This window comes from Formicincola oecophyllae (assembly GCF_006542395.2).
In the GTDB taxonomy this organism is placed as follows: domain Bacteria; phylum Pseudomonadota; class Alphaproteobacteria; order Acetobacterales; family Acetobacteraceae; genus Formicincola; species Formicincola oecophyllae.
In genome coordinates, this window is the sequence record NZ_CP038231.1 from 314,829 (window position 1) to 333,216 (window position 18,388).

The window sequence follows — 18,388 nt, forward strand, 5'->3', positions numbered from 1 at the left end:
AAAGCGTTCAACCACTTGACGTCCCCCAGCTGACAGTGACGCAAAAATCCCGTATTGAGGCTCCATGAGTGAGACACCCCTTTCGCTGATTCGCAACTTCTCCATCATCGCGCACATCGATCATGGCAAATCGACCTTGGCCGACCGCCTGATTGAGCTTTGCGGCGCCCTCACCAAACGTGAGATGAAAAGCCAAGTCCTTGACTCCATGGAGCTTGAGCAAGAGCGTGGCATCACCATCAAGGCGCAGACCGTGCGCCTGACCTATCCTGCCAAGGATGGCAAAACCTACATTTTAAACCTCATGGACACGCCTGGCCATGTGGACTTCGCCTATGAGGTCAGTCGTTCGCTTGCTGCATGTGAAGGCTCCCTGCTGGTTGTAGACGCTTCACAAGGGGTGGAGGCGCAGACCTTGGCTAATGTCTACCAAGCCATTGACGCCAACCATGAGATCGTCCCTGTCCTCAACAAAGTTGATCTACCCGCCGCTGAGCCAGAGAAAACCCGCGCCCAGATTGAAGAGGTCATCGGCATTCCAGCCAGCGACCCAGAAGACGCTGTGGAAATCAGCGCCAAAACGGGTATCAATATCGAAGGCGTCCTGGAGGCGTTGGTCAAACGCCTGCCACCGCCGCAGGGCGATGCTGCAGCCCCTTTGCAGGCCCTGCTGGTGGACAGCTGGTATGACGCTTACCTGGGCGTCATCATCCTGGTGCGCATCAAAGAAGGCAGCCTGCGCAAAGGCGACAAAATCCGCATGATGGAAACAGGCGCCACCTACCATGTGGACCAGCTTGGGGTGTTCAGCCCTAAGATGACGCCGGTTGAAAGCCTCGGCCCAGGGGAGATTGGCTACATCAACGCCGCCATTAAGACGGTGGCAGACTGCAAGGTGGGCGACACCATCACGCTGGACAACCGCCCAGCCCCAGCCCCCCTGCCAGGCTTCAAGCCCTCTGTGCCCGTGGTGTGGTGCGGGCTGTTCCCCATTGACGCTGACGATTTCGAAAAACTGCGCGAAAGCCTAGGCAAGCTGCAGCTCAACGATGCCTCATTTCATTTCGAGGCTGAAACCTCCGCAGCGCTGGGCTTTGGCTTCCGTTGTGGCTTCCTGGGGCTGCTTCACCTGGAAATCATCCAGGAGCGCCTGTCACGCGAGTTCAACCTCGACCTCATCGCGACAGCACCTTCCGTTGTCTACCGCGTGTTCAAAACAGACGGCACTATGGAACTGCTGCACAACCCAGCTGACATGCCGGACACCTCCTTGATTGAACGCATTGAGGAACCATGGATCAAGGCCTCCATCATGGTGCAGGACGAATACCTGGGCAATGTCCTGGCCCTGTGCAGCGAACGCCGCGGCGTTCAGCTTGACCTGACCTATGTCGGCAACCGCGCCATGGCTGTTTACAAGCTCCCCCTCAATGAGGTGGTGTTTGACTTCTATGACAAGCTCAAGTCAGCCACGCGCGGCTATGCTTCCTTCGATTACCAGATGGATGACTATGAGGAGAGCGACCTTGTGCGCATCTCCATCCTGGTCAACCATGAGCCCGTTGACGCCCTCTCCTTCATCGCCCACCGTTCTGCTGCGGACATGCGCGGGCGTGCCATTTGCGCGCGCCTGAAGGACCTCATCCCCCGCCAGCTGTTCAAGATCGCCATTCAAGCGGCCATCGGTTCCAAAGTAATTGCGCGCGAGACCATCGGCGCGCTTTCCAAGGACGTGACAGCGAAATGCTATGGTGGTGACATCTCCCGCAAGCGCAAGCTTCTGGAAAAGCAGAAAGCCGGCAAAAAACGCATGCGCCAGTTCGGTAAGGTGGAGATTCCGCAAAGCGCCTTCTTAGCGGCCCTCAAAATGGATTGAGGGCCAGGTTGCGTGTCTTTCCAGCATCAATGAATGGCAAAACCGGCACGCTCTCCAGCTTTAGGGGCGGGATGCGCAGCAGCTCCTTGGAACGGTGGAGGGACGGGTGGATCCCGCCAGCCTGGCTAGGCTTTACAAAATCATGACAGCAACAGCGAACCTGCACAGTCTGCCTTGCGTGGATGCACGCCACCTCCATTGCCCCCAGCCATTGTTAATGGCCAGCCGCGCTTTGCGCGCTCTGCCAAAGGGTGCTGCCTTGATCGTGCGCGGCACAGACAAAGCCGCCCCCCGGGACATACAGGCATGGGCAACAAGCCAGGGCCATAGACTGGAAATCCTCCATCCTCCCTCCCCCCTTGGTGAACGTGGCGTTGAATGGTTGCTGCGCCTCACCAAGGGGGGGCCTTGAAGAATCGTCAGGAGTTGGGGTGTGCCTGCTGACATCATGCGCTCCATTTCACAGCCCAATGCACTGGCGTGTTGGGCCGTGAAGCTGCTATGGCTTGTAGCCCCAATAGATTCCAGCAAGCCTTGCCTTGTGGCACGTGTTTTGCACCCCACCACCTTGTGCGGGAGTTCCCATGCCTGACAACGTGCCGTCACCCCCTGCCAAACCAGCGCTGGATGACCTCAGCTTTGAGGATGCCCTCGCTGAGCTGGAGCACATCGTGCACAGCTTGGAGGCGGGGCGTGGCACGCTGGCTGATTCCATCAGCGCTTATCAGCGTGGGGCCTTGTTGCGCCAGCACTGCGAACGCAAACTCAATGAAGCGGAGATGAAAGTGCAGGCCATCCAGCAAGATGGCACTGGCCAAGCGCCCACCCTGCGTGACATCACAGCAGAATTGGCCACAGGCCAGCGCCAAGATAAGCCTTCCACACCCCCCGCAAGCCCTGAAGGACCCCAGGCGCTGCAAGGCACCTCTCAAGACCTTGACGATGGAATTCCTTTCTAGGCAATTCCTGTGCATTTCCTACCCTTGTTTCACACAAGGTGTGGCAGAGTGGCGCTGCATGATTTAATGCAGGTGTTCACAGACCTGCCCCTTTTCCTTAAGTTTCCTTCACCGATTTTCACGCACACGCATGGGAGATGATAACCACTGATGGCCCACGGAACTTCCCCCAGCGAACGTCAGGCAGCTGCGCCCCATCATGCCCCAGCAGGGGCGGAGGCCTGGCGTCCACGCCCCCTCAAAGAAGCGCTTGTGGCCTCCTGTGGAGCGATTGAGGAAACCATCAGCACGCTTCTAACTCCTGTCCAGGGGGAAGAAGCCGTGTTGATTGAGGCCATGCGCTACGCCGCCTTGGGTGGCGGCAAGCGCTTGCGTGGCTTCCTGGTGCTGGAAGGGGCTGGGTTGCTTGGCGCACCGCGCCAGTCTGCGTTGCGGGCTGCAGCTTCCGTAGAATTCCTCCATGCTTATTCATTGGTCCATGATGACTTGCCTGCCATGGACGATGACGACCTGCGCCGCGGGCAGCCTTCCACACACAAGAAATTCGGGGAAGCCATGGCCATCCTGGCAGGGGACGCCCTGCAGACGGAAGCTTTCAGTGTCATCCTGGACCCGGCCATGGACCTCCCTGCCGATGTGCGCGCCGCGTTGGCGCTGGCTTTGGCCCAGGCCTCTGGCGCAGCTGGCATGGTAGGGGGTCAGGTCATTGACATTGAAGGGGAGGGTAAGGCCCTCAGCCTGCCGCAGGTGACGCGCCTGCATGCCCTCAAAACCGGCGCCCTTATCCGTTACGCTGCTGAAGCAGGGGCCATTTTGGCAGGTCTGCCCGAAAACGACCCCAAACGCGCAGCCTTGCGCGCTTATGGCGCTGACATGGGCACGGCTTTTCAAATCGCTGATGACGTCCTTGACAGCACAGCCAGCACAGAGGTGCTGGGGAAAACCGCTGGTAAGGATGAAAACGCCGACAAATCCAACTATGTGGCCCTATTGGGCATCGAGGGGGCAGCCTCAGCAGCGCGTGATTACAGCGACCGCGCCAAGAAAGCGCTTGCCGTGTTTGGCCCTGAAGCTGATACACTGCGCACCTTGGCCGATTATTTCGTTGAACGCAGGAACTGAGCCGTGCCTTCAAAAACATCCCAGCCTGCAACGCCATTGGCGCCAGGGGCGCGCCAAGACGCCGCCCAAACCACCTCCAGCCACAGCGCCCAGGGCCAACCCCTTGTGGCGCCAGCCGTCACACTGGGGGGAGCTAAAGCCACCCCAGCCGTGCCCGGGCTGCGCGCGCCAACGCGTGGGCGCTACAACCTGCTAGACCGTGTCGCCCTGCCAGCTGACCTGAAGAACTTCTCCATTGACCAGCTGCAGACACTGGCTGACGAGCTGCGCTCTGAGACGGTGGATGCCGTTTCAAGCACGGGTGGGCATCTTGGCGCCTCCCTTGGGGTCATTGAATTGACTGTGGCGCTCCATGCGGTTTTCGACACCCCCCAGGACAGGCTCATTTGGGATGTTAGCCATCAGGCCTACCCTCACAAAATCTTGACAGGGCGGCGCGACGGCATCCGCACTTTGCGCCAGCCTGGCGGCTTGTCCGGCTTTACCCAGCGCGCTGAAAGCCCCTACGACCCCTTTGGGGCGGGCCATTCATCCACCTCCATATCAGCTGGGCTGGGTATGGCTGTAGCTAACAAGCTGCGCACTAAGCAGGACAGGCACGAGCCAGCGCGCAATGTGGTGGCTGTTATCGGGGATGGTTCCATCTCCGCTGGCATGGCTTATGAGGCCCTCAACAACGCAGGTGGCCTTAAAGAGGGGGCGGAACGCCTCATCGTCATCCTCAACGATAATGAGATGTCCATCGCCCCCCCTGTCGGGGCGATGTCGAACTACCTTTCGCGCCTCATGTCATCACGCCGCTTCATGACGCTGCGTGACCTGGCTGGCAACCTGGCCAGCAAGCTCCCCTCCCAATTGCACCGCACCGCCAAGAAGGCTGAGGAATACGCACGCGGCATGCTAACGGGTGGGACGTTTTTTGAGGAGATGGGCTTTTACTACATCGGGCCCGTTGACGGCCACGACCTCAACCAGCTTGTGCCCATCCTGCGCAACCTCAAAACCCAGGACGAGCGCGGCCCTGTGCTGCTACACGTGGTCACGCGCAAAGGCCATGGCTATGACCCAGCCGAACGCGCGGCAGATAAGTACCATGCCGTGGCCAAGTTCGACATCGCCACGGGCATTCAAAAGAAAACTGTCTCCCCAGTACCCACCTACACAGACGTGTTCGCTCGCGAGCTGGAGCGTCTGGCCCAGGAGGACCCGTGCGTTGTGGCTGTGACGGCGGCCATGCCCAAAAGCACTGGCCTGCAGCCCATGGCGGACCGCTTCCCTGACAGGGTGTTTGATGTCGGCATTGCTGAACAACATGCGGTGACCTTCTCTGCTGGCATGGCGTGTGAAGGCATGAAACCCTTCTGCGCCATCTACTCCACCTTCCTGCAGCGCGCCTTTGACCAGGTCATGCACGATGTGGCGCTTCAAAACCTGCCTGTGCGCTTCATGGTGGATCGAGCGGGCATGGTGGGTGCTGACGGCGCCACCCATGCTGGTTCTTTTGATCTCAACTACCTCTGCTGCTTGCCCAACATGACGGTCATGGCCCCTGCCGATGAAGCAGAGCTGGCCCACATGGTGGCCACCGCCTACGCTCATGACAGCGGCCCCACAGCCGTTCGCTACCCACGGGGCGCTGGGGTGGGCACGCCCCTGCCAGCCAAGGGGGAAGTGCTTGAAATTGGCCGTGGCCGGATTGTACACACCCCCCAAAAACCCCAGGGCAAGCAGCGTGTGGCGCTGCTTTCGCTCGGCACGCGCTTAGCCGAGGCTCTCAAAGCTGCTGAGCTTCTGGAGGCAGAAGGGGTGGCCGTCACCGTGGCTGACGCCCGCTTCGCCAAACCCATAGACCAGGCTCTGATCGACCGCCTGGCCTCGGAGAACGACGTCCTCATCACCTTGGAGGAAGGGGCCGCTGGCGGCTTCAGCAGCCAAGTCCTGCAGCGCCTGGCCAGCACTGGTGGGCTGGACCAGGTTCGCTTCCGTCCCATGAACCTTCCAGATGCCTGGATTGAACACAACACTCCAGCCGCCCAATATGAACAAGCTGGCCTAACAGCCCCCCACATTGCGCAGACAGCCCGCAAGGCCCTTGGTGGCGGCAAGGCCTGAACAACATGGCCAAGGCACCGCGCAAACGCGCTGACATCCTGTTGCTTGAACGTGGCCTGGTGGAAAGCCGCGCCAAGGCGCAAGCCCTCATCATGGCTGGGCATGTCTATGCAGGCGCCCATGAAGAGCGCAAGCTTTCCAAAGCCGGCGAACCCTTGGCAGAGGACACCCCCCTGAGCGTTAAGGGGCAGGAACATCCCTGGGTGTCGCGCGGAGGGATGAAGCTGGCCCACGGCATGGCCCATTTCGGCCTTTCGGCAGAAGGCAGGACCGCCCTCGACATTGGTGCTTCCACAGGGGGCTTCACGGATGTCCTGCTGCATGCAGGGGCGCGCCATGTCCTGGCTGTGGATGTGGGACATGGCCAGCTGGCTTGGAAAATCCGCGCCGACCCCCGCGTGACCGTGCGCGAAAAGCTCAATGCCCGCAACCTCACCTTAGCCGATTTGGGGCCTGAAGCCCTTTTGCCCAACGGCCAGTCAGGGGTGGACATTGCTGTGTGCGATGCCAGCTTCATCAGCCTCAAGACCGTTTTCACCCCCGCCTTAAATTTGGTGCGACCAGGGGGCTGGGCCATTGGCCTCATCAAGCCTCAATTTGAGGCTGGCCGCGCTGATATAGGCGCTAAGGGTGTTGTGCGCGACCCTGCCGTCCACCAGCGCGTCTGCGATGAGGCCTGCCAATGGCTGGCTGAGCTTGATGGGTGGACAGTGCTGGGGGTGGAGGCTAGCCCCATCACTGGGCCAGAGGGCAACAGGGAGTTCCTGCTAGCTGGCCGCAAAAACGCCGCACCCCAAGCCCCGCTTTGACGGCATGACCAACACCCAAGCCCAACTGGATTGCGCGACAAAGCCATGACGAACAACAAGCCTTTTCTCTCCGCTCAACCTCTCTCTGCTGACCTGGCCCAGCAAGAAGAACAGGCGCGTGCCCGCATTGAGGCCAAGTCAGCACCCTTCGCACCCCCCCAACCCGTGACAGACGATGGGCGGCGTGAACTGGTCGGCATGTCACGTGCCGAAATGACCCAGGCACTGGAAGACATTGGGGAGAAGCCCTTCCGCGCCAAGCAGCTGTGGCACTGGATCTACAACCAGGGCGTGCGCGACTTCAGCGCCATGTCCACGCTTTCCAAACCCCTGCAGCAGAAGCTGGATGATTACTTCACTGTGGGCCGGCCAGGCGTTGTGGACGAGCAGACCTCAAAGGACGGCACGCGCAAATTCCTGTTCCGCTTCCAAGATGGTCAGGAAGCAGAAACCGTCTACATTCCTGACCAACGCGAGGACAGGGGGTGCGTCTGCATTTCAAGCCAAGTGGGCTGCACGCTTTCATGCGCTTTCTGCCACACTGGCACCCAGAAACTTGTACGTAATTTGGGGGCGGCTGAAATCATTGGGCAGTTCATGGCTGCGCGCGACAGCTACCATGAATGGCCCAGCCCCCGTGGCGAAACCCCACGCCTGCTCTCCACCATTGTGCTGATGGGCATGGGGGAACCGCTTTACAACTATCCTAATGTGGCCAAGGCCATGAAAATCGCCATGGATGGCGAAGGGATTGCCCTGTCACGCCGGCGCATCACTCTTTCCACCTCAGGCCTGGTGCCCATGATGGAACGCTGCGGTGATGAGCTTGGCGTCAACTTGGCCATTTCCCTCCATGCTGTCACAGATGAGCTGCGCGACCGCCTCGTGCCCATTAACAAGCAATACCCCATTAAAGCCCTTCTGGATGCCTGCAGGCGCTACCCGGCGGCTTCCAACTCACGCCGCATCACGTTTGAGTATGTGATGCTGCGCGGCGTCAATGATTCAGATGCTGACGCTCGTGAGCTTGTACGGCTGCTCAAAGGGCTGCCAGCGAAGGTCAACCTCATCCCCTTCAACCCTTGGCCTGGCTCTGATTTCCAGCCCTCCACGCGCGAACGCGTCAACAGCTTCGCCCAGATCGTGATGAACGCTGGCTACTCCTCCCCTGTGCGCCAGCCGCGCGGGCGCGACATCCTGGCAGCTTGCGGGCAGCTCAAAACCGCTTCAGAACGCAGGCGCGCCTCTGAAAAAGCCTCCGACCCTTCAGGGGGCAACAGCATTCCAGTGGTGGAAAACGCCCCTTCGGCGGGGAACTGGTGATGGCTGGCTGGGGCTGGAGCGAACCCCTCCTGGGGCATGTGCCTTTCCTGCTGCCAGAGGTGGCGCGCAAGGTTGGCGGCGGGTTGGTCAAGTGCCAGCCAGGCTATGAATGGGGGCAACCTGGCAGGCGTGAGAGCACCTTGGGCCACTATTTCCTGGTGGTGCGGGAGGAGCCAACCGCAGCTGGGGTTCTGGGGTTTTTCCTCAACTCTGAACAAGTTGTGAAGAACTACGCCCACGATAGCAACCGCATCACGCTCGACAGTGCCTTGAAAACCGGCCATCCCTCCTGGGTGGATGTGACAAGTTCCCTCCACAAGTGGAACCTTTACTTCCTGCCGCGCGCAGCCATTGTCGCAGCAGCGCAGCGCGACCTGAGCACGCCACAGGCCCGCAACCTTTATGCAGCCCAGCATCCTGAAGCGCTTGCGGAACTGGCCAATTTGGTGGAGGCCAACACCCAGCCATGGCGCCCTTGGTCATGATGGTGCTTGGTGAGGGGTGGCAGCTTTGAGCTGGGAATGGTAAAAACCCCCTTTGTTCATGTGGAAGGCTGCGAATGGCGGCCATCCCTGGCAGAGGAAAAGCAGCGTTCACCATGAGCCACGCAGGCCACGCCCACGGGATGGGCAAAAATCCCAAAAAAGTCGTCCTTGCTTACTCAGGCGGGCTGGACACCTCCGTGATCCTGCGATGGCTTCAGGAACGCTACGGATGTGAAGTCGTGACCTTCACCGCTGACCTTGGCCAGGGGGAGGAGCTGGGGCCAGCCCGCGCCAAGGCTGAGGCCATGGGCGTGCGGGAGATCTTTGTCGAGGACCTGCGGGAGAAGTTCGTCAAGGACTTTGTGTTCCCCATGTTCCGCGCTAATGCCCTTTACGAAGGGCAGTACCTGCTGGGCACCTCCATTGCCCGCCCCCTCATCTCCCAACGCCAAATCGAAATCGCCGAAGCTGTCGGCGCAGATGCCGTCGCCCATGGCGCGACTGGTAAAGGCAATGACCAGGTGCGCTTTGAACTGGCCTATTACGCCCTCAAGCCAGATATCCGTGTCATCGCTCCTTGGCGCGAATGGGAGTTGACCTCCCGCACCAAGCTTCTTGAATTCGCTGAGCGCCACCAGATCCCCATCACCCGTGACAAGCGTGGCGAAGCCCCCTTCTCTGTGGATGCCAACCTGCTGCATTCTTCCTCTGAGGGCAAAATCCTTGAGGACCCAGCCCATGGTCCTGACGAGATCGTGTTCCAGCGCACCCTTTCGCCAGAGGCCGCGCCAGACGTGGCCACGGAAATCACCATTGATTTCCGCCACGGCGATCCTGTGGCCATCAATGGCGAGGCTCTCTCCCCCGCTGCTTTGCTGACCAAGCTCAACGCGCTGGGTCGTGCCAACGGCATTGGGCGCCTGGACATGGTGGAAAACCGCTTTGTGGGCATGAAGTCACGCGGCATCTATGAAACGCCAGGTGGAACCATCTTGCTGGCCGCCCACCGCGCTATAGAGACAATCACCCTCGACCGTGAGGCGGCCCACCTCAAGGACAGCATCATGCCGCGCTATGCTGAGGTGATCTACAACGGGCTTTGGTTCTCCCCAGAGCGCCACATGATGCAGGCCTTGATTGACGCTAGCCAGCACTCCGTCAATGGCCGTGTGCGCTTGAAGCTCTACAAGGGCAATGTGATCTGCATTGGCCGCGAAAGCCCAGACAGCCTTTATGATTCACGCGTTGTGACGTTTGAGGAGGATGGTGGCGCCTATGACCACAAGGATGCCCAAGGCTTCATCCGCCTCAATGCGCTGCGCCTGCGCCTTGGCGCCATGAAAGGGCGGCGTGGCGGCGCCCTCTAAGCAATCTGGGCTACCATAATAAAGGATGGTGGGCCGTTCCACAGGCCTGGAAACGCTGTTTCTTGGGTTTGGCCGTTCGCCTTTGGGCCTGCTGGAGCGTATGGTCTGGCCAAGCTTTTCATCCTGCTGGCTGAGGCTAGACCCCAGCCCCGTGCCTGGGTGTGCACAGGAGGCTTGCAGGGAAGCCACTGCATGATTCAAGGAGTGAACCATCATGAACCGTTTTGCACGAATGGGGCGCCTGCTGGCGCCTGTCGCCCTTTGCGCCTCCATGGGGCTTGGCCTGGTGGCCTGTGGCGGTGGTGACGACCAGCCCGAACAGACGCCAGCCCAGTTCATGGCCTCTGTCGCCAAGCAGCCAGGTGTCCATGTCCTCAAGGATGGTTTGGCTTACAAAGTCATTAAGTCAGGCCCCAAGGACGCCCCAAGCCCCCGCAAGGGCTCCATGATGATGATCATCTACGAAGGGCGCCTGCCTGACGGTGCCATTTTCGACAGCTCTGAAATGCATACAGGCGCCGCCTACATGGAAATGCCCCTTGATGGCGTGATTGAAGGCTGGATGCAGGCGCTGCCCATGATGCATGTCGGCGACATCTGGGAGCTTTATGTGCCCCCCAAGCTAGGCTATGGCGACCGCGCCCTGGGCGTGATCCCACCCAACAGCCCGCTGATCTTCAAGATTCAGCTCCTGGGTGTGGATGACGGCAACAACCAGCAACAGTGACCCTTGGCGTGGCAGGGGGCTTTCCAGCCCAGCTGCCATGCCGGTTTTTCCCACTCCCACGAACAAGGCCCCACCATGACAGAGCCAGCGCGCGTTTTCTCAGGCATCCAGCCCACAGGCATTCCCCATTTGGGCAATTGGCTTGGCGCGCTGCGCAACTGGGGCGCCCTTCAGGCCAGCCATGAATGCCTGTTCTGCCTGGTGGACATGCACGCCATCACCATGCCATGGACACCGGCCGCACTGCGCCGCAACACGTTGGAAAGCGCTGCCTGCCTGCTGGCCAGCGGCATTGAGCCAGGGCGCCTTTATGTGCAGTCCGCCGTGAGCGCCCATGCGCGCATGGGGTGGCTTTTTGACTGCGTTGTGCGCCTGGGCTGGCTCAACCGGATGACGCAGTTCAAGGACAAAGCTGGCAAAAACCGCGAGAACCATTCGGCGGGGCTTTACATCTACCCAGCCTTGATGGCTGCTGACATCCTGGCGACAGGCGCCACTCTGGTGCCAGTGGGGGACGACCAGCGCCAACATATTGAACTGACCAACGACATAGCCCAGAAGTTCAACCATGACATGGGGGTAGAGTTCTTCAAACCAGTGGAGGCCCTCATCCCCCCCCAGGCAGCACGCGTGATGAGTTTGCGTGACGGGGGCAAGAAAATGTCAAAATCCGATCCTTCAGCGCAAAGCCGCATCCTGCTAACAGACAGCGCTGATGAAATCGCGCAGAAAATCCGCCGCGCCAAAACTGACCCAGAGCCCCTCCCCGCTGAGCCAGCCGGACTGGCTGACCGGCCAGAGGCGCGCAACCTGGTGGGGATTTACGCTGCTGTTGCTGACAGTACGCCAGACAACGTGCTGGCGGCGTTCGCTGGCAAGGGATTTGGTGATTTCAAAAAGGCCTTGGCTGATCTCTTGGTGGCGAAGCTAGCCCCCATCAGCGCTGAAACCAGCCGCCTGCTGCAGGATGAGGGGCACGTGCGCGCCGTATTGCGCCAAGGCGCTGAACAAGCGCGCACCATCACCGACCCCATAACGGACCGTGCTGAGGGACTGGTGGGTTTCCTGCGCTGAGGTCAGGTACCCCGCCGCACCACTTCAAGCATTTTCCAGCCAGTCAGCTACGAAAGCGTCCAGGGAACACGTGACGGCCCCCCAAGGCGCGTCCAAGTTTACGGTGTTGACGTGAAGCTTACCCCCTTCAGGGTAACTGTAGCGCAGTCTCAGGGAAGGGTGATTTGAGGGTTGGGCGTAAAGCAGCGCTGTGGAGACGTCCCCAGCTTTGGTGGGGTGTTTCTGCAGCCATTGCTGGCGGTAGGCGTTGACCTGGTAAAGATGGGCGCTGCGCAGTTTAGCAACACCGTGATAATAGGTGGCGATGCGCGTATAGAACTTGGCGTCCACAATCAGCACGCGCCCTGTGCGGTGATCAGCCAGCACCATGTCCGTCTGCATGCGTGGCAGCCATTGGGTGGCTTCAGGGGTGCCTTGCAAGCTCCAGGGGATGTGGCGGGCGCGGACTTCTAACGCGCTTCCATGGTGGCGTTTGAAATAAGCCAGCAGGAATTTCTCATAGACATCGTGCAGGCGCCCCTTCTCCAAAGCCAGGAAAAGGCGTGTGCCACCGTGCCCACTGGGCACCAGGCCCATGGCCATGATGAACGCCACCTCAAACGCCAAGCGTTCCAGCCCATCCTGGGGTTTTTGATGGGGTGGCAAAGCTGCGAAAGCATGCCCCAAATTGGTGATGTTGCGTTGCCCCCCCTCCAGGCCTTGCGCCAGCATGGTGCGCCACAAAGGAGTTGCTGCCTGCGCAGCCGCCAGACCGTGAAGCCTTGGCATGGTGGCCACCTGTTCCAGCATGGCGCCAAGCAGCTGCTGTGCGGGACTGTTGCTGACCAAAGCGTCAAAACGGCTGGGCACGGAACGGCCCTTGTCAGGTTGGCGTGCGTAAGCGGCCACATCCAATGTGCCACGCACCATGGCGCCAATTTGTTTGTGGCGCTGGTAACGGGGCGCCAAACCCTTTTGCAGAAGGCGTTTCATGACAGCCACAAAAAAGGCTGCCAACACTTCCTCCCCTCTTTGGGCGTTTTCCTCAGCCCCTTGAAGGGCAAGGCCAAGCCTCTGGAGCAAATTGCCATCCTGAAGTTGGTACAGAAGCATCATGACCAGGTTGCGCACAGGCACGCTGACTTGCTCCTGACCAGGGGGGATGGTGGCAGTCATGGGAGGGATGGTCCATCCACCGTGCGCAAAGGTGCCAAAAGGGCCAGCCAAGCTGGCAAGGCATCGCTGAAGCCTTCCAAGGCGTAATCATGGAGAAGGGGCACGATGTCGCCTTCCACAACGCCCCGGCACCACTGGGCGGGTTGCTCCGGTGGGCTGGACGGCATGAAAAAGCTATGGCCAACCTGGTGTGCAGGGCTGCCCTGGAACCCTTGCTTGCCCATGTCCTGCAACAAACGCACGTTCAGGGCTTCCATCGTGGTGACTATGGCTTCAGCCAAGGTGGTAGGCACCTTCATGGCTGTGGTTAGGAACGCCAAGAAAGCGGGATGGCTGAAGGCCGGCTTCACATCCCATAGGGCGAAACGCCGCTTCAAGGCGTAATCAAGAGGCGCCAACGTGCGGTCAGCTGTGTTCATAGTGGCGATGATGTAGAGGTTGGGGGGCAGCCAGAACGCATCACCACTCCTAGCTAGTTTGAGGGCATGGTCTGGACCACGTTTGCTGGCCTCCAGGAGGGACAGCCCTTCCCCCAGGATGGCAGCCACGTTACCCCTGTTGAATTCATCCACAATCAACACATGGGCATGGCTGGAATCGGCCATAGCCTGGTCGCAGACGCGCCGCAGCAATCCTTGTTGCAACTGCAGCTTGCCATCCTGGCCTGGACTGAAGCCTTCCATGAAGTCAGCGTAATCGTAGTTTTGATGGAACTGAACGCTGTGGACCCGGCTGGCCACGCCGCTGGAAGCTGAGTTTATTTCTGTGCCAAACCGTACCTCTGCCATGGCTTGGGCCAGGCGGCGCGCTAGAAAGGTTTTGCCTACCCCTGGCTCCCCTTTCAAAAGCAGGTTCTTGCGCCCCGACAACTGCTCCAGAAGCCCTTGAAACAACGCATCATCCATGAACAAGGGCTGGGCATGGTCCAAAGAATGCGTGAAATTGTCCTGCACCAGAGGGGAAGGGGGCGCCTTTTCTTCAAGGATGGTGTCCTGCTCTTCCACCTCAATCCATTCGCGCTCCTTCTCAAAGCGCCGGTCAAGGGCGTGGAGGGCTTTCATTTTGGCTGTGAATTGGTTCAAAGCCTCAACGCTGGGTAAACGTTCGACCAAAGCTTCATGGGGTTTTTCGCCCAGGATGGGGTAGGTTTCCAAAAGGGCTGGTGAAAATCCCCAGCGCCCACGGCGCAGCCTTGTGAAAACATCAGCAACGCCTTGGTTGCTGTCCAGGCTTAACGTGTAAATCCGCCAGCGCACAAAGCTGCCCACTTTGCGCTTGAGGCTTTCACTAAGAAGACCATTTGGGTTTTGTCTCCCGGGGAAGCGTTCGCACACTTTCCGCATGATGTCGAACAGTTGCCCATTCCCACCCAATTCCCACATGGCCCTGACCAACACATTGAGGTCAAGTACGGGCGTGGTCATGGATGGGGGGAAGGGGGGTCTGACACAGTGCCGTCATCAGGCACTTGGTCGCTGACCAAATTCCCTGTGCGTTCAGGGCTATTTTCAGGTGGCAGTTTCAGATCAGGGCGCAGTTGGCGCAAGGGGGTGTCCATGATGTTGAGGATCTGGTCAGCTGCAGCGTCAGCGGGTGTCATATTTCCTGGGGCCTCCAACTGGGTTAGCACTTCGGCGTAGCCGTCACGCTGGGCTTGGGCAGCGGCTGGGTCCATCATGAGGCGCAGGGCGTTGTTGGCCAGGTTTTCAGGCGTGCACTGCCCCTGGAGGAGTTCAGGCACCACCGTGCGGCGCGCCATGATGTTGATCATCGCCACAAAGGGAACCTTGATGAGGTGACGCGCAAACAGCGCTGACAGGGGGTTGACCCTGTAAGCCACCACCATCGGCACCCCTGCCAACGCCAGCTCAAGGGTGGAGGTGCCTGATTTCGTCAACGCGCATGAGGCGGCCGCGAAAGCGTCGTGCTTTTCAGCGGATCCTGTGATGACGGCAGGCTCCACCTGCCATTCACGCACCATCCTGCGCACGAAATGGGCTTGTTCTGGGGTCACGGGCAGCACAATGCGTACATCAGGTACCTTGTCCCTAATGCGCAGCGAAGCCAGCCTGAACAGGGGGAGGAGGCGCTTAATCTCCCCCTTTCGGCTGCCAGCCATCATGATGACGACAGGCGCGTTTGGGTTAAAACGGTGCTTCCTGCGGAAACGCTCCGCATTACCCTGCTTGATGCCCGCCTCCAAAACGGGGTGACCTGTGAAGCGCACATCACTGACCTGGCGCTTTTCAAACCATTTCTTCTCAAAAGGGAACAGGCACAGAAGCCTGTCCCAGACCTCCCTGTACTGGCGCAGGCGCCTTTCCTGCCAGGCCCAGAACTGGGGAGCGACATAATGGACGCGCCGCACACCAAGGGGCGCGATGCGGTCCAGCAAGCGCAGGGAAAAGCCGGGGCTGTCGATGGTCACCACAACGTCCGGGTGGCGCAGGGCGATGTCATGTTCAGCCTCAAGCATGCGCTGTGAAAGCTTGCGCAATTGCGGCAGAACCTCCGCCAGCCCCATGACGGAGAGGTCCGTCATGGGGAAAAGGCTGCACAGCCCCAGCGCTTCCATACGGCTGCCACCCACGCCAGCGAAAACCAAAGTTGGGTCGCGCTTGTGCAAAGCCAGCATCAAGCGGGCGCCAATGGCGTCCCCGCTGGCTTCCCCTGCCAGGATCCACACAACACGCCCCCTGTGGCGCAGGGGCAGGCTGCCTTGAACAGGCGCCATGTGGGGTTCGGCTTTCATAGGACCCTCGCTGCTCCCTTGCTGCTGGCTGTGCCTCAGCGGCGCAATGTGGCACCCGTGCTTTGGGCCACCACTTGTTCCACATGGTTGGCCATGAGCTCAATAGCCTCATCCTGCAGCGTTTCACGCTCCGGCACCAGAATAACTTCAATGCCTGTGGAGCGTTCGCCCGCGCCAAGGCCTGCGCCTTCAAAAAGGTCAAACAGACGCGCAGTGCCTTTAACGCCCTTCACAGGCAAGGCGCGCAAAGCTTTGCGGGCAGCGGCCAAAATGTCCTGGACGGGAACTGTGGCTGGAGTGATGAAGGCAAAATCACGCCGCACAGGCTGGAAGGGGGAAAGGGGCGGGGGGGAAGGTTGCTTGCTTTTGCGCTTTTTGCCCGTGGCCTTGGCGGGCTGGGCCGCTTCGGCGTCCAGTTCAAACAAAGCCAAGGTGGCCTCCATCCCCTTGCCGTCCAGACCCAAGGCCTTAGCGGTGGTGGGATGAAGTTCCCCAAAAGTACCCAGAACTTGCTTGGGGCCACGCCGCACCTGGCCAGAGCGGCCAGGGTGGTAATGAGGGGGGCGCTCCCCTTCAGGCATGATGTGAAGCGGCACAATGGTGAGGGTACCCTCATCAATGCCAAGCGCTGCCAGGGCTGCCATCAGGTCAGCTTTGCTGTCGCGCCAACCAAAGGCGCGGGCACGTTGCCCAGGGCAGCGCGCCGTGCTGCCGCCGCGCACGCCTGCAAGCGTGGTGCTAACCCCCTGCGCAGTGAAGGCTGGCCCAACTTCAAACAAAGCGGCGTCTCCCTCCTTGCCCAAGCTGCGCGCCAGGTTGCGGCTGAGCGCGCGCAACAGGTTGGGCAATGGGGTGGGACGCAGCACATCCAAATCGCTGGCGATGGGGTTGAGCAATCTGTGCCCTGAATGGACAGGGCCACCAAACAATTCAGCATCCCCACTGGAGGTGAAGGAGAAGCTGATGGCCTCCACCATGCCCCGCCCAGCCATGGCTTGTCGCAAGCGCCCATCACGGGCAAAGGCCGCTGGCACCTTGGGGGTGCGGTCAGCAGGCAGTGGCGGGAGGGGTTTGGGGGCGATGTCGTCTAAGCCCCTCAGGCGCAGAACCTCTGCCACCAGCTGCGCTTCAGCCTCAACCCCCTCCACTGAGGAAGCAGCCTGCTGGCGCGCTTCTTCAGGCAGGCTTGGTGCCTGCGCCAAAGGGTTGCTGACTGTCACGCCTGGCGCGATGTGGGGGCGCCATGAGGGCACAGCCACCTTGACGGCCTGCCCATCACGCTCCAGCACGTTGAACCCCAGCCTCTCAAGCGCGCTGACGACCTCATCAGGGGTAAGGGCGACACCCCCCAGCTCCTCCAGGGCAACAAAGTGCATGGTGGCGGTGCGTGTTGGTGGCGCAACCTTCCCAACCGTCACCACTTTACCAGGGGCGCCACCACTTAGCTGCGTGATGAGGGCAGTCGCCGCCTCCAGCCCCTCAAGGGCAGAGGCGGGGTCGATGGCACGCTCAAATCGGTAGCGCGCATCACTCTCAAGGCTGTGTAGGCGCCCAGCTAGCGCCACAGCCACAGGGTCGAACACAGCTGATTCAATGAAAACATCCGTTGTGCCCTCATCAACCCCTGTGGTCGCACCTCCCATGATGCCCGCCAGCGACTGCACGCCTGCCCCATCAGCAATGACCACCTCACCACCCTTAAGGTGGCGTTCCACGCCATCAAGCGCTGTGAAGACCTCCCCAGCCTGGGCAGCGCGCAGTTCAAGCGTACTGCCCGTGACTTTAGCCGCGTCAAACACATGCAGCGGCCTATTGAAAGCCAGCATGATATAGTTGGTTACGTCCACAAGGGCGTTCTTGGGCTGAATGCCTGCCGCCTGAAGGCGCTTTTTGAGCCATTCAGGGCTGGGGCCGTTTTTGACGCCGCGCACCACGCGCCCTGCCGCCACCAAGACGCCATCATGGTTCTTCACCCATGTCAGTGGCGCGTGATCATCAGGCGTGAAGGGGGTGCTGGCCTGCGGCTCGGCCTCAGGCAGAGGGCGCAGCTGGCCACAGCCTGCAGCGGCAAGGTCACGCGCCACCCCACGCACGCCTAGGGCGTCACCGCGGTCTGGTGTGATGGCAATATCCAGAACAGGGTCGTCCAGCTCCGCCCATGTGGCATAGTCTGCCCCTGTGGGAGCCTGCGCTGGTAGCTCAGCGATGCCGTCATGGGCAGTGCCCAGCCCCAGCTCACGCAGGGAACACATCATGCCCCCTGATTTCTGGCCACGGATGGCCCCTGCCTTGATGGTGATGTCCGCCCCAGGGACATACGTGCCAGGGGGGGCGAAAATCACTTTGAGGCCAGGACGTGCATTGGGCGCCCCACACACCACTTGGACGGGCGCTCCCTCGCCCACATCCACTTGGCAGACCTGCAGGCGGTCAGCGTCTGGGTGGGGTTCAGCTGAAAGGATGTGCCCAATGCGGAACCCCTTGAGGTCGTCAGCTGGGGAGGAGACGCCCTCCACCTCCAGGCCGATGCGGTCCAGGGCTGCTGTGATGGCAGGCAGTTCCGGCACATGGCCTGAAGCGTCAGGGCCCAAATGGGCGTAAAGCCAGGAAAGGGGAAATTTCATGTT

Annotated in this window: 15 protein-coding genes; 11 read left to right on the forward strand and 4 right to left on the reverse strand. The window is 60.4% G+C overall.

The window, feature by feature from the left end:
- Positions 1–64: 64 nt before the first annotated feature.
- The 11 genes from lepA (at position 65) to trpS (ending at position 11,854) form a co-directional block, all read left to right on the forward strand.
- Entirely contained in the window at positions 65–1,876 is a 1,812-nt protein-coding gene (lepA, locus tag E3E12_RS01370) for a translation elongation factor 4 (RefSeq protein WP_141442712.1), read from the forward strand.
- 142 nt (positions 1,877–2,018) lie between these two features.
- On the forward strand, positions 2,019–2,288 hold the full coding sequence (locus E3E12_RS01375; RefSeq protein WP_141442713.1) for a sulfurtransferase TusA family protein: 270 nt from the start codon (positions 2,019–2,021) through the stop codon (positions 2,286–2,288).
- 172 nt (positions 2,289–2,460) lie between these two features.
- Positions 2,461–2,835, forward strand: a complete 375-nt coding sequence (locus E3E12_RS08995) for an exodeoxyribonuclease VII small subunit (RefSeq protein ID WP_141442714.1) — start codon at positions 2,461–2,463, stop codon at positions 2,833–2,835.
- Between the two features lie 150 nt (positions 2,836–2,985).
- A complete protein-coding gene (locus E3E12_RS01385; RefSeq protein WP_141442715.1) occupies positions 2,986–3,957 on the forward strand; it encodes a polyprenyl synthetase family protein in 972 nt (323 codons plus the stop codon).
- A 150-nt stretch (positions 3,958–4,107) separates the two neighbouring features.
- On the forward strand, positions 4,108–6,069 hold the full coding sequence (gene dxs, locus E3E12_RS01390; RefSeq protein WP_141443980.1) for a 1-deoxy-D-xylulose-5-phosphate synthase: 1,962 nt from the start codon (positions 4,108–4,110) through the stop codon (positions 6,067–6,069).
- Positions 6,070–6,074: 5 nt separating this feature from the next.
- Positions 6,075–6,878 carry a TlyA family RNA methyltransferase gene (locus E3E12_RS01395; protein WP_141442716.1) on the forward strand — a complete coding sequence of 268 codons (804 nt, stop codon included), beginning with the start codon at positions 6,075–6,077 and terminating at the stop codon, positions 6,876–6,878.
- Between the two features lie 45 nt (positions 6,879–6,923).
- Entirely contained in the window at positions 6,924–8,201 is a 1,278-nt protein-coding gene (rlmN, locus tag E3E12_RS01400) for a 23S rRNA (adenine(2503)-C(2))-methyltransferase RlmN (protein WP_141442717.1), read from the forward strand.
- Positions 8,201–8,686, forward strand: coding sequence for a hypothetical protein (locus tag E3E12_RS01405; RefSeq protein WP_141442718.1), 486 nt, complete (start codon positions 8,201–8,203; stop codon positions 8,684–8,686). The genes rlmN and E3E12_RS01405 overlap by 1 nt, the downstream gene beginning before the upstream one ends.
- Positions 8,687–8,826: 140 nt before the next feature.
- Positions 8,827–10,053, forward strand: coding sequence for an argininosuccinate synthase (locus tag E3E12_RS01410; RefSeq protein ID WP_141443981.1), 1,227 nt, complete (start codon positions 8,827–8,829; stop codon positions 10,051–10,053).
- 214 nt (positions 10,054–10,267) lie between these two features.
- A complete protein-coding gene (locus E3E12_RS01415) occupies positions 10,268–10,780 on the forward strand; it encodes an FKBP-type peptidyl-prolyl cis-trans isomerase (protein ID WP_141442719.1) in 513 nt (170 codons plus the stop codon).
- Between the two features lie 75 nt (positions 10,781–10,855).
- Complete coding sequence (gene trpS / locus E3E12_RS01420; protein WP_141442720.1) at positions 10,856–11,854, forward strand: tryptophan--tRNA ligase; 999 nt, start codon at positions 10,856–10,858, stop codon at positions 11,852–11,854.
- Positions 11,855–11,878: 24 nt separating this feature from the next.
- Here trpS and E3E12_RS01425 read toward each other — a convergent pair whose 3' ends face one another.
- The 4 genes from E3E12_RS01425 to pheT are packed head-to-tail and all read right to left on the reverse strand — an operon-like array spanning position 11,879 to position 18,385.
- Positions 11,879–13,009, reverse strand: a complete 1,131-nt coding sequence (locus E3E12_RS01425) for a 5-methylcytosine restriction system specificity protein McrC (RefSeq protein ID WP_141442721.1) — start codon at positions 13,007–13,009, stop codon at positions 11,879–11,881.
- Entirely contained in the window at positions 13,006–14,433 is a 1,428-nt protein-coding gene (locus tag E3E12_RS01430) for an McrB family protein (protein WP_141442722.1), read from the reverse strand. The genes E3E12_RS01425 and E3E12_RS01430 overlap by 4 nt, the downstream gene beginning before the upstream one ends.
- Positions 14,430–15,743, reverse strand: a complete 1,314-nt coding sequence (lpxB, locus tag E3E12_RS01435) for a lipid-A-disaccharide synthase (RefSeq protein ID WP_240810583.1) — start codon at positions 15,741–15,743, stop codon at positions 14,430–14,432. Before lpxB ends, E3E12_RS01430 begins: the two co-directional genes overlap by 4 nt.
- Before the next feature lie 53 nt (positions 15,744–15,796).
- Positions 15,797–18,385, reverse strand: coding sequence for a phenylalanine--tRNA ligase subunit beta (gene pheT, locus E3E12_RS01440; RefSeq protein WP_141442724.1), 2,589 nt, complete (start codon positions 18,383–18,385; stop codon positions 15,797–15,799).
- Between the last annotated feature and the right edge of the window lie 3 nt (positions 18,386–18,388).

Coding starts and splice junctions, on each gene's coding strand:
- lepA (WP_141442712.1), top strand. CDS start 65: ATGAGTGAGACACCCCTTTCGCTGATTCGCAACTTCTCCATCATCGCG.
- E3E12_RS01375 (WP_141442713.1), top strand. CDS start 2,019: ATGACAGCAACAGCGAACCTGCACAGTCTGCCTTGCGTGGATGCACGC.
- E3E12_RS08995 (WP_141442714.1), top strand. CDS start 2,461: ATGCCTGACAACGTGCCGTCACCCCCTGCCAAACCAGCGCTGGATGAC.
- E3E12_RS01385 (WP_141442715.1), top strand. CDS start 2,986: ATGGCCCACGGAACTTCCCCCAGCGAACGTCAGGCAGCTGCGCCCCAT.
- E3E12_RS01395 (WP_141442716.1), top strand. CDS start 6,075: ATGGCCAAGGCACCGCGCAAACGCGCTGACATCCTGTTGCTTGAACGT.
- rlmN (WP_141442717.1), top strand. CDS start 6,924: ATGACGAACAACAAGCCTTTTCTCTCCGCTCAACCTCTCTCTGCTGAC.
- E3E12_RS01405 (WP_141442718.1), top strand. CDS start 8,201: ATGGCTGGCTGGGGCTGGAGCGAACCCCTCCTGGGGCATGTGCCTTTC.
- E3E12_RS01410 (WP_141443981.1), top strand. CDS start 8,827: ATGGGCAAAAATCCCAAAAAAGTCGTCCTTGCTTACTCAGGCGGGCTG.
- E3E12_RS01415 (WP_141442719.1), top strand. CDS start 10,268: ATGAACCGTTTTGCACGAATGGGGCGCCTGCTGGCGCCTGTCGCCCTT.
- trpS (WP_141442720.1), top strand. CDS start 10,856: ATGACAGAGCCAGCGCGCGTTTTCTCAGGCATCCAGCCCACAGGCATT.
- E3E12_RS01425 (WP_141442721.1), bottom strand. CDS start 13,009: ATGACTGCCACCATCCCCCCTGGTCAGGAGCAAGTCAGCGTGCCTGTG.
- E3E12_RS01430 (WP_141442722.1), bottom strand. CDS start 14,433: ATGACCACGCCCGTACTTGACCTCAATGTGTTGGTCAGGGCCATGTGG.
- lpxB (WP_240810583.1), bottom strand. CDS start 15,743: ATGGCGCCTGTTCAAGGCAGCCTGCCCCTGCGCCACAGGGGGCGTGTT.
- pheT (WP_141442724.1), bottom strand. CDS start 18,385: ATGAAATTTCCCCTTTCCTGGCTTTACGCCCATTTGGGCCCTGACGCT.